The organism is Streptococcus sp. UBA3373 (assembly GCF_002360305.1).
Classification (GTDB): Bacteria; Bacillota; Bacilli; order Lactobacillales; family Streptococcaceae; genus Streptococcus; species Streptococcus alactolyticus.
The window spans coordinates 1-10,714 of the sequence record NZ_DEQF01000025.1 but is presented as its reverse complement, the minus strand read 5'-3'; the positions used below and the strand labels follow the sequence as shown (position 1 = coordinate 10,714).

Annotated in this window: 11 protein-coding genes and 1 pseudogene; 1 reads left to right on the top strand and 11 read right to left on the bottom strand. The window is 37.4% G+C overall.

The features are described from left to right. Positions 1-89: 89 nt before the first annotated feature. The 11 genes and pseudogenes from B3R79_RS03760 to lacA all read right to left on the bottom strand — a co-directional run bounded on the left by B3R79_RS03760 (position 90) and on the right by lacA (position 9,495). Positions 90-875 (bottom strand): annotated as a pseudogene (locus B3R79_RS03760) (glycoside hydrolase family 53 protein). Between the two features lie 18 nt (positions 876-893). Beyond that, positions 894-1,025 carry a hypothetical protein gene (locus B3R79_RS03755; protein ID WP_293693843.1) on the bottom strand — a complete coding sequence of 44 codons (132 nt, stop codon included), beginning with the start codon at positions 1,023-1,025 and terminating at the stop codon, positions 894-896. A 28-nt stretch (positions 1,026-1,053) separates the two neighbouring features. Beyond that, positions 1,054-2,727, bottom strand: a complete 1,674-nt coding sequence (locus tag B3R79_RS03750; protein WP_293693841.1) for a PTS lactose transporter subunit IIBC — start codon at positions 2,725-2,727, stop codon at positions 1,054-1,056. 89 nt (positions 2,728-2,816) lie between these two features. Then, positions 2,817-3,128, bottom strand: coding sequence for a PTS lactose/cellobiose transporter subunit IIA (locus B3R79_RS03745; RefSeq protein ID WP_293693839.1), 312 nt, complete (start codon positions 3,126-3,128; stop codon positions 2,817-2,819). Positions 3,129-3,140: 12 nt separating this feature from the next. Continuing rightward, the gene (gene lacG / locus B3R79_RS03740) at positions 3,141-4,541 is read right to left on the bottom strand and encodes a 6-phospho-beta-galactosidase (RefSeq protein WP_293693837.1); all 1,401 of its coding nucleotides are present in this window, start codon (positions 4,539-4,541) and stop codon (positions 3,141-3,143) included. A 10-nt stretch (positions 4,542-4,551) separates the two neighbouring features. Continuing rightward, a complete protein-coding gene (locus B3R79_RS03735; RefSeq protein WP_293693835.1) occupies positions 4,552-5,388 on the bottom strand; it encodes a PRD domain-containing protein in 837 nt (278 codons plus the stop codon). A gap of 205 nt (positions 5,389-5,593) precedes the next feature. Further along, positions 5,594-6,490 (bottom strand): aldose 1-epimerase family protein, encoded by an 897-nt coding sequence (locus tag B3R79_RS03730; RefSeq protein WP_293693833.1) that lies wholly within the window; start codon positions 6,488-6,490, stop codon positions 5,594-5,596. A 102-nt stretch (positions 6,491-6,592) separates the two neighbouring features. After that, on the bottom strand, positions 6,593-7,588 hold the full coding sequence (gene lacD / locus B3R79_RS03725) for a tagatose-bisphosphate aldolase (protein WP_293693831.1): 996 nt from the start codon (positions 7,586-7,588) through the stop codon (positions 6,593-6,595). Positions 7,589-7,593: 5 nt separating this feature from the next. Continuing rightward, the gene (locus tag B3R79_RS03720) at positions 7,594-8,526 is read right to left on the bottom strand and encodes a tagatose-6-phosphate kinase (RefSeq protein ID WP_293693829.1); all 933 of its coding nucleotides are present in this window, start codon (positions 8,524-8,526) and stop codon (positions 7,594-7,596) included. Between the two features lie 11 nt (positions 8,527-8,537). Next, positions 8,538-9,053, bottom strand: a complete 516-nt coding sequence (gene lacB, locus B3R79_RS03715) for a galactose-6-phosphate isomerase subunit LacB (RefSeq protein WP_132868885.1) — start codon at positions 9,051-9,053, stop codon at positions 8,538-8,540. A gap of 16 nt (positions 9,054-9,069) precedes the next feature. Then, entirely contained in the window at positions 9,070-9,495 is a 426-nt protein-coding gene (gene lacA / locus B3R79_RS03710; protein WP_293693824.1) for a galactose-6-phosphate isomerase subunit LacA, read from the bottom strand. Between the two features lie 298 nt (positions 9,496-9,793). Between lacA and B3R79_RS03705 the strand changes: the two genes are divergently transcribed. After that, positions 9,794-10,564 (top strand): DeoR/GlpR family DNA-binding transcription regulator, encoded by a 771-nt coding sequence (locus B3R79_RS03705; RefSeq protein WP_020916057.1) that lies wholly within the window; start codon positions 9,794-9,796, stop codon positions 10,562-10,564. The last annotated feature ends 150 nt before the right edge of the window (positions 10,565-10,714 follow it).

Sequence of the window (10,714 nt, the reverse complement as noted above, 5' to 3'; positions counted from 1 at the left end):
TACCAGAGTGGTTCCTAATAGAAGAAACCAAGTCCATTGTTATTTTTGACATCCTTAATCTTATCAACTAAATCTGTCAAAAATTCGTACTAACCATCTTGGCTAGCTTTGTAACCAGCTGCTGCTTCTTCTATTGCTGTGACAGCATTTGTCTTTTGGTCAAGATTGTCAAGAGTATTGGCATAAGCTGTTTCAACCACAACAACTTTTTTGTTGTAGCGTTCGCTGATATTATCCATATTTTCAGAGAGTTCCGCTAATGTACCGTGCCAATATGGGTAATAAGAAATACCGACAATATCAAAATCAACGGATTGATTAGTGATTTCGTCTAACCACCATTGAAAAGCTGATTTGTCACCACCGTCTGCTAAATGAAGCATGATTGGTGTGTTACTTTGCTGCGTGTCTTTCACAGCTTGAACACCAGATTTTAAGAAAGTCGCTAGGCGAGTGAATTCCTTTCCATCACCGCCCCAGCTTTTTCCGTAAGGCCAAAGCATACCGCTGTTTAATTCATTTCCGATTTGCACCATATCAGGGTAAATGCCTTGTGACTTCATCTGATTAAGGACATCAGCTGTGTAAGAATAGACACTTGAATTTAATTGTTCAAAGGATTGATTCTGCTAAGCTTTGGGAAGATTTTGCTTTCCAGGATCAACCCAGAAATCACTGTAATGGAAATCGAGTAAGACTTTCAACCCTTTATTTTTAGCACGTTTGGCTAATTTTAACATTCTGTTTAAATCATTAGTTCCTGCGCCGTAGGCATTACCATTTGCATCATAAGGATCAACCCAAAGTCGCAAGCGAACATAATTAACACCATTATTTTTTAAAATTGTCAGCGGATCTTGTTGTTTACCATTGATTTTGTAAATAGCTCCGCTTTATTCCATCTCATCAAGGATTGAAATATCAGCACCATTGATGAAGTTATCGGCTTTAGTCATGGTAGTTCCAGCAAAAGCTAGACTAAATACTGCTGCACTTGCCATGACAATCTTCTTTAGCTTTTTCATAATTTTTTCCTAGCTTTTAATACATCAGTTAGTCAAAGTATGACATTACGAAGGCTACTGCACCTTCTGGATCACGGGTTAATTTAATGTATTCAGCACCTTTTGTAGCTGCTAACTTGATACCAAGGGCATCTGTATCTTTCTTGATATCTTCGTAGAATGAGTTCACTTGTGGAGCAAGCACAATCATATCAAAGTTTTTCATGATTTCATAATGTGAACCGTAAGCGCCAGCTGATGCTGTAATATTAGCACCTGTTGCAGCAGCTCCTTCAGTAAGAGCATTAGCAAGCATAGCACTTGTACCAGCACCGGCACAAAGAACTAAGACGTTGATTGGTTTATCAGTTGTCACTTTAACAGCAGGTTTTGCTTCAACAACTTTTTCTGCAGCTTTTACTGGAGTAATACTTTCAAGTTCTTCTATTGCAGCATTTTCAGCTTCTTCTTCAAGAAGTGAAGCATCATAAGCTTTGATGAATGGGAAGTAAATAATCGCATCAACAGCAATAAGAAGAAAGACAAGAATAACAGCTAGAAGGCTAACGCCTGTACCAAGAATAAGTCCAATCGGAGCTGGTGTTGCCCAAGGAAGAACATACATGAAGCTGTTCATTTGAAGCACATCAACAAAGAATTTGAAAATCCAAACGTTGGCAATTGGCGCTAAAAGGAATGGAATAAAGAAGTAAGGATTAAGAATGATTGGTGTTGCAAAAAGCAAAGGTTCGTTAACAGCAAAGCTAACTGGGATAAATGACGCTTTACCAACGGCTTTCAATTGTTTTGATTTAGCAAATAGCAAGAAAAGATATGGAACGACAAGTGTAGCACCAGTACCACCCATAGTACCAACGAAGTTACCAAGACCGACAGTCAATACGTTTGAAGCATGTTCCCCAGCTTTAAACAATTGAAGGTTAGTTTCAACATTCGCATAGATAATCGCTGCGATAGCTGGTTCTACGATTGATGGACCATGCACACCAACGAACCAGAAGAGGGCCATAGCACCCCAGATAATGGCAATTCCAAGGTAACCATCTGCTGCAGTGAACAATGGTTGAAGAAGTGTGATAACAGCTTCCGCAAATGAGGTACCAAAGAAATGACGGATAACTGTATCAATGATAACAGCTGCAAACACGGCAAATGAGAATGGGAAAATGTCACGGAATGTTTGCGAAATCGTTCCTGGTACTTCTTTTGGCATCTTGATAGTGATGTCACGAATAACACAGAATTTGTAAACATTAACAGTGATAAAGGCTGCTACAAAGGCTGCTAGGATACCTTTTGTCCCCATATAACCACTAGCAAGACCACCGTCAAGCTCATCAGCACTCAACATCAAGAAGCTGACAATTGAGGCAAGCATAACAGAAACCGCATTGATTTTCTTATTACCTGGTATCTTACGGTTAACAGATTCTGCCAAGCAACGTGCAGTTGTTGCTGAAACCAGAAGCGCAACGACACCCATTGAGTAGTTATAAATCTTCCAAAGCCAATTTGAGAAATCTTCTGGTAAAGTCACTCCGAACACATCTGGAATCGATGCAATCAAGATAAAGATACTAGAAAAGAGAATCGCTGGCATTGACGCAAGGAAACCATCACGAATGGCACCTAAATAAATGTTACGAGAAACTTTTTCAAAAAAAGGTTTCCCTTTTTCAATTTGTTGAATGAGTTTGTCCATGATACAACTCCCCAAAAACCTAGGCTTGGCAAATGAGAGGAGATTATACAATTACCAAGCCACGGTTTTCTTCCTTTCTTTTTCAAAAATTAACGATTTTTATATAATTCAATAAAATCCGAAATGATATCACGCAACAACAAAGTTGTCATCAAGTGGTCTTGACCGTGAACAAAGATAAATCCAAGTTCCAAATCTTCACCACCTGCTTCTTGTGCTAGCAATTGTGTTTGCGCATTGTGAGCTTTAGCCAAATTTTCGTCAGCATCTTTAATCGCTTTATCAACATTATCAAAGTTGCCAGAGCGAACTTCCTTAAGCAATTGAAGAAGTGTGCTCCTTGCATCACCTGAGTAAGCCACAATTTCAAAACCTAACATTTGTAATTCTTTTTTATCCATTTTCTAAATCCCCTATTCTACAATTTTTGTATCGCTAATGTGTTTATACCAGTAAGCTGACGCTTTTGGATAACGTTTTTGTGTTTCAAAATCCACATAGAACAAACCGTAGCGTTTATTATAGCCATTTGACCATGAGAAACAATCCATCAATGACCATAGGAAATATCCCTTAACATTAACCCCAGCATCAATTGCTTTGGCAAGTGATTGAAGGTAAACTTTCAAGTAATCGATACGCGGTTGGTCCATAATGATACCATCATCAAAGTTATCTTTGTACCCCATACCATTTTCTGTGATGTAGATTTTGTTGTAATGTAGGTAATCCGCTTTAATGCGAAGGAGCAAATCATACAAACCTTCAGGATAGATAATCCAGTCCCAATCTGTTCTTGGAATTCCTTCTTTGTAAATACGTTCCCCGATACCTTTCACTTTGTAAACTGATGTTCCTTTATCACCTGTACCGTTGTGATGGATAGCATTTTCACCATTGTAGGCTTTAACAAAGTGACATTGGTAATGATTGATACCAAGGTAGTCATTACGGTGACTAGCTTTTTTCATTTCCTCAAAGTCACTATCAAGAAATTCGTAGCTTGCATTGTTAGCAGCGCAGATTTCTTTAAGCGCTTTCATTGTTTCGTTTGAATAATAACCTAGATAAGTTGCATCAAGTAAGAAACGAATTGATAACGCATCATCTAGGAAAGCGGCATGTTTATCTTTTTCACTATCAGTTGCAGGGTATTTGGTTTCAAGAGAATGAACCACACCAATTTCACCTTGGTAGCCACCGTCTTTGAACAAATTAACCACACGCGCATGTGCGTACATCATATTATGAAGACATTGGATAACTTTTGAAAGGTCATATTTGATACCTGGTGGGAAAATTCCAAGTAGATATTGGTTAGTTGCGACTGGATAGATTTCATTGAAAGTACTCCAGTGACGAACTTCTGTAAATTCTTCAAAACAGAATTTTGCATAATCAACAAAAGCTTCAATCGTGTCACGGTTTAAGAAATCACCGTTATCAAACAACACTTTTGGTGTATCAAAGTGATGAAGAGTTACAAATGCTGTAATGCCACGTTTTTGACATTCTGCAAAAACCTTGTGATAAAAATCCACACCTTCTTGATTGACTTCACCAGTTCCATTTGGGAAAATACGGCTCCAAGCAATTGATAAGCGAAGCCCATTGACACCAAATTTTTCACAAAGTTCGATATCTTGTGGGTATTGGTGATAAAAATCACTTGCAGGGTCTGGACTAAAGCGACCTTGTTCAGCTAGAAAATCATCCCAAGCAACTGCTCCTTTACCACCTTCTTTTGTTGAACCTTCAACTTGGTAAGCTGCTGTTGCGCCACCAAAAATAAAATCTTCTGGTAATTTGTACATTTTTCTCTCCTTATTTCAATAAACGTTGAATATGTATAACTAGATAAACACGTTCACTGCGTGATAAATCTATGTCTAATTCTTTTTCAATCACATCGTAAATAGCTTGTCCGATTTGATAAGCTTGTGGATAATCTGATTTAACAAATTCCTCCATATTGATTAACGACGTTTCATCTTGTTGATTTGTCTGCAATCGATTAATCAGATAGGTGAGATGAATCATCAAACGGTCATATAAATTGCCATTGTCTACGCTACGTTTAATGCCGCTACTTGATAATTCTTCTTCAACCAATTCCAAGACACGCTTTCTTGCATGTTCTTGCTTATTTTCTGAAACCTCGTAATCACCTTTTGCATTGATAAAATGCAAAGCCATGCGTCCAACTTCGTCGTCAGGAAAAACAACTGACAATTTTTGACTTAACATCTCAACTGCTTCTTTTGCCATCGCAAATTCTGTCTCATAAGCATCAGAAATATCTGGTAAATGACTTTCCTGATAATTTCCTTTTAACAGCTTTTGATAAACTGAATAAATATGATCTGTCAGCGTCACGTATAAATACTCCTGAACAGGAAAATGATATTTATCAACTAATCGATCAATCATATTGTAAGTGACTGTTAAGATATCAAGTGGAATATTTTTCAAAAGCGTTAAAAAGTTTTCTTTTGATTCTTCTGTTCTTAAAGAAAAAATCTTTTCAACTTTGCTTGGTACGATTAAGTCACCTTTTTTCTTATGAAAAACAATTCCTAATCCCATAACGACAGCTTGTTGCCCTTGTTCATCCTTAACTAAGGCAACATTATTGTTGAGCGCTTGTACAATCCGAAACATTTGACCCCTCCCCAGTGGTTTTTAGGCAATAAAAAACCACAAACAAGCTAGACCTCCCCCGTCTAGATTATTTGCGGTCTTGCCTAATGTCTTAGTTACAATCCACTCTATTTAATTTCTATGGCTATAATATAACACACAACTTTAATTGTGTAAACCCTTTCTTGTTTATTTTTTAATTATTTTTATTTATTTTTAAACATTTTCAAAAAATAGTAATAGAAAAAGATTTCTCATCAGTTCCTTCAGAAGGCACAAAAGTAACCTGACGTTTATCTTCTAAAACATCACTCTCATCAAGCGATGTTGACAAACCACTCCATGGTTCCAAGGCAATAAAAGGACCTTTAGTCGTTGTTGACCATAAAATCAGATTAGGGAAATCTGCAAAATCCAAGCGTAATCCTTTATCATGTTTATGAGATTTGAGAGAAACACTTCGTGAAGCTAATTTATCCAAAGTAATGGCATCTTTGGCAAACAAAGCATAATCCAAATTTAGAATATTTTGCTTTTCTAAAAATGGCGTACGCTTATTCACATCAAGAAGCCCTGTTTCTGGAAAAGATTCTGGAACAGTACAAGTTTCCTCTTTTTCAAATTCGAGATAATAATCTTCATAACACTCATCAGCAAGCAATGGGCAATTAAACCCAGGGTGCCCACCAATAAAGTAAGGCATGACCTTTTCTGTCTCGCGATTTGTCACTTGGTAACTTGTTTTAATCGTCTTTCCAATCAAAGTGTAAATGATTTTCAACTCAAAATCATAAGGATAATTGGCCAACATTTCCGCATCAGGGGTGATTGAAAAAGCAAGGCTATTTTCAGATAATGGTTCATAAGTAAAAGTCTTCTTACGCACCAAACCATGTCGCGGTATCACACCTGTAAAATGGGGACGGCTACTAGGACGATAAATAGCTTCATCATCACGTAAGCTCCCACAAATCGGAAATAATACTGGTGCTTGTGAACTCCAATACTCTGGATTTCCTTGCCACAAATATTCGACGCCGTCTTTATCTTTTATGGATGACAAAGCGCCACCAAATTCCTTAAACTGAACTGTTAAGAAATCATTTTTTAATTCTATAACCATAAAATTCTCCTTAAAAAGGGAAAGCTAGCCCTCACAACCAACATTCCCAATTTCAAAAAACAAATTAATATAAAAGAAGTTTTAATGAGTTAGAGTTTGAGTTTAAGCAAACACTGGTTCGATAACTTTCTCACTCCATGAGCTGGCTGTTTTGGTAAGGACTGCGTTGAGTTCTTCGATATTCTTGCGTCCTTGTGTTCTTAGCCATTCACGCGCTGCGGCTTCGCCTTCTTCGATATACACTTGTACAGAGCCAGCCCAAGTAGCACGTCCGCAAAGGACACCGTTGAATTTAGCACCTGATTCAGCCGCAAATACCAACGTTTCTTGGAAAAGCTTTGCTGAAACACCTGCGCTAAGATAGATATATGGCAAATGACTTGCTGCTTCTTGGTTTTTGAAAGCTTTAGCAGCTTCTTCTTTAGTGTAAACCACTTCACCGTCCGCAAAACCTTCAACATATTTCATGTTGACAGGGACTTCAACCTTGAGCACATCAATACCAAAGCGGTCGTCAGAAAAAACTTTCATGGCTTCGTTAACTTTGTGAGGTTTTGCTTTGGCAAATGCTGCGCTTGTATTGTCAGTGATGTTTTCATCATAAGTCAAAATCTCAAGGAAGAATGGCATATCTTCAGCTTTACATTCGGCACCAATGCGTTCGATATAAGCTTGTTTTTGAAGATTAACGTATTCATCACCATCAACGTCATAATAAAGCAAGAATTTCACTGCATCAGCTCCTTCTTCTTTAAGACGTTTAGCAGACCATTCGACTAAGCAATCTGGCAAGCGGCTAGTCGTTGTCGCATCATAACCTGTTTTTTCATAAGCAAGCAAAAGTCCAGCATTCGCATCACGAACCTTACTTGCTGGCAAACCATACTCAGGGTCAAGAAGAATAGATGACGCATACGGTGTCAATTCTTCTGAAACCAAGGCTTTCAATTGTTCGATTTGTTCAACACTTGGTTCTTCTGTTTGATAGTTTGCCATCATGCGTTTAAGTGCTCCACGTTGGTCAAATGCCAAAGCAGAAATCACGCCATCACAGCTAAGCTTCTCAAGTAATCTGCGTTTTTCTTGTGTTAATACCATTTTTCTTATACCTCTTCTACCTGAATTTGATTAAATAAGTTTTCGTAATTTGTCATATTGACATGACCTGTCATTTTTTCTTGAGCGTTTAACATACCAAGAGCATTCGCATGACGTAAGAAGTCTTTGTCGGAAAGGTTATGGATAATCGCTGACGCAATACCAGCCACCGTTGAATCACCAGAACCAACAGGATTGACCACATCGATTTTTGGAATGGTAACGCGGTAATAGCGGTCACCGTGTTTCGCAAAAGCTCCTTTGCTGCCTAGTGAAACGACCACCCAATCAAGCCCTGCAAACAAATCAGCTTGCAAGATTTCTTTTAAGTCATCCACATCATCGCTCACTTCTCTTCCTACAAGCTGTGATAATTCTTCTGTGTTTGGCTTGATAACAAACGGTTTGTCATCACCTGTTAAAACAGCTTCCAGAGCCTCACCAGAACAATCTAGCACCACTTTTTTGCCTTGCGAATTAGCAAGTCCAATAACTTTTTGATAATAATCCGTTTCAAGACCAACTGGAAGACTTCCTGAAATCGTGATGACATCATAAGACGGGCAAAGGTAACGAAAATGATTAAGAAAACCATCTGCCTCATCTTGGTCAATCATTGGGCCTGCTTCCAAGATTTCTGTCTGCAAGCCTTCATGCAACATCGCAATACAATTACGAGTTTCACCATGTATCTTGAAAAAACGGTGATTAATCTGACTTTTATCAAGTTGCTGCGTCAAAAAATCACCTAATTTTCCGCCAATAAAACCAGTTGCTGTCACATGATCCCCAATCTCTGACAGGACCCGAGTGACATTTAATCCTTTTCCACCTGCTGTTTTTTTAACTTCAGTGACACGATTTACCGTATCTAATTTCAATTCATCTAGTGGATAAGAGATATCAATTGACGGATTCAATGTTACTGTAAGAATCATCCTAATATCTCCTAATCGTGATATTCACCACGGTTCCATTTTTCAAGAAATTCATCAAAGAAATCTGGTGAACTTTGTTCTTCATTAACTGTTTCAACTTGAGCAATTTTTTCAATCAATGCTTTATTTTCTGCCGTTGGTTTGTATTCAGCTTTGATAAATGCTTCGATAATATCACCCATGAGAAGTTCGCCTGTGATTTTACCACCAAAACCGATGACATTAGCATTTAACTCTTCTTTAGCATAAATCGCTGTTGTCATATCACGAACCAAAGCTGAACGAATACCTGGAACTTTGTTAACAGAGTTGTTAATGCCAACACCTGTACCGCAAATACAAACACCTAAATCTGCTTGTCCACTTGTCACTGCTTCTCCGACTTTTTTACCAAAAATCGGGTAGTGTGTGCGTGTGTGATCGTAAGTTCCACAATCAATGACCTCATAACCTTTTGATTTCAAGAAATCTGACACTGCCATTTTTTCTGTTGTTACGATATGGTCACATCCAATTGCAATTTTCATTTTATCTTCCTCGTTCCTAACACATTTTATTCAACATATCGACACGGATTTGGTGACGACCACCATCATAATGACCTTCCAAAAATCCTTTGACAATATTTTTAGCTAATCCAACTCCCACAATTTCTGACCCCATTGTAATCATACGAGCATTATTGTGGGCACGTGTCATGTAAGCAGAACGTTCATCAGAAACTTCTGCACAAATCATACCTTTGACCTTAGTTGCTGTCATAAAACTTCCAGCACCATAAGCATCAATCATAATGCCAAGATTACCTTCAGTGGTATTGACACCTGCTGCAACTGCAAGTGTATTGTCTACAAAATCTTTATCAACATCTGAAACGTCCTTGATGTCATAGTCATTTTCAAGCAAGTAATCCTTAATAATATTTTTTAAAGTTTCACCTGCAGCATCTGAACCAAGAATAATTATCATTTTAACACCTCAAAATTTTTCTTTTATCTAGATAATTTTTTAAAAACGTTTTTTTATGTTTATATAATAAAACTAAAACAAACATTTGTCAACGTATTTGTTTAGTATTTTTTAAAAATGTTTGTTGATTTTTGTTTTCTTCATTGAAAACAACGTCATAGAAATCCTTTATTTTCAGTAATTGTTACCTTTATGACGACAATGTTTCGAATTGTTTCTTTTTTTCTTATTTGTTGAGTTAGTAATTTAATTGTGCTATGATAATGACAAGGAGAAATAAAAAAGAAAGGAGTTTAGTATGTTAAAAAAAGAACGCCTCCAGTGGATTCTTGAGAAAATCAACGTAAAAGGTGTTATTACTGTTAACGACATCATTAAAGAACTTGGTGTTTCAGATATGACTGTTCGTCGTGACCTTGACGAACTCGATAAAGAAGGTTTGTTGATTCGTATCCATGGTGGCGCCCAAAGTATCGATACACCAAAAGTAAAACCTAAATATGAAAAATCAAACACTGAAAAACAAGAACTACAAATTGAAGAAAAACGCGCTATTGCAAAATTTGCAAGTCAATTCATCCAAGATGGCGAAACAGTTTTCATCGGTCCTGGAACAACGCTGGAACATTTTGCTCACGAACTTATTGCCAAAAACATCCGTGTCGTGACAAATAGTTTGCCAGTATTCACTATTTTAAATCAAAATAAAAGCACCGATTTAATCTTAACCGGCGGTGAATATCGTGATATTACAGGTGCCTTTGTCGGCTCACTGACTGCTAACTACTTGCAAAATCTCAAATTCTCAAAAGCATTTGTCAGTGCCAATGGTGTCTTTGGGGATTCTGTAGCCACTTACAGCGAAAACGAAGGAGAAATTCAACGCATTGCTCTTGATAATGCCTTTGAAAAATTCCTTCTCGTCGACCATGAAAAATTCAATAAATACGATTTTTATGATTTCTACAATGTTAGCAAAATCGATCACCTGGTCACTGATTCTAGTATTTCTGAAGATGCTAAAGAAAAATTTGGTCAATTAACTGATATCATGGTCGCTGACGAATAAGTTTAGACAATAAAAAGTTACTTATCATTTGGTAAGTAACTTTATTTTATGATGAAAACCCAAAAAAGCCCTCCGTCGTTAGACGTAAGGCTTTTTGGGTTGTATTCTAGAAGAGTTCTGTTTTGGATAGCGTTAAATTAGCGAATAGCT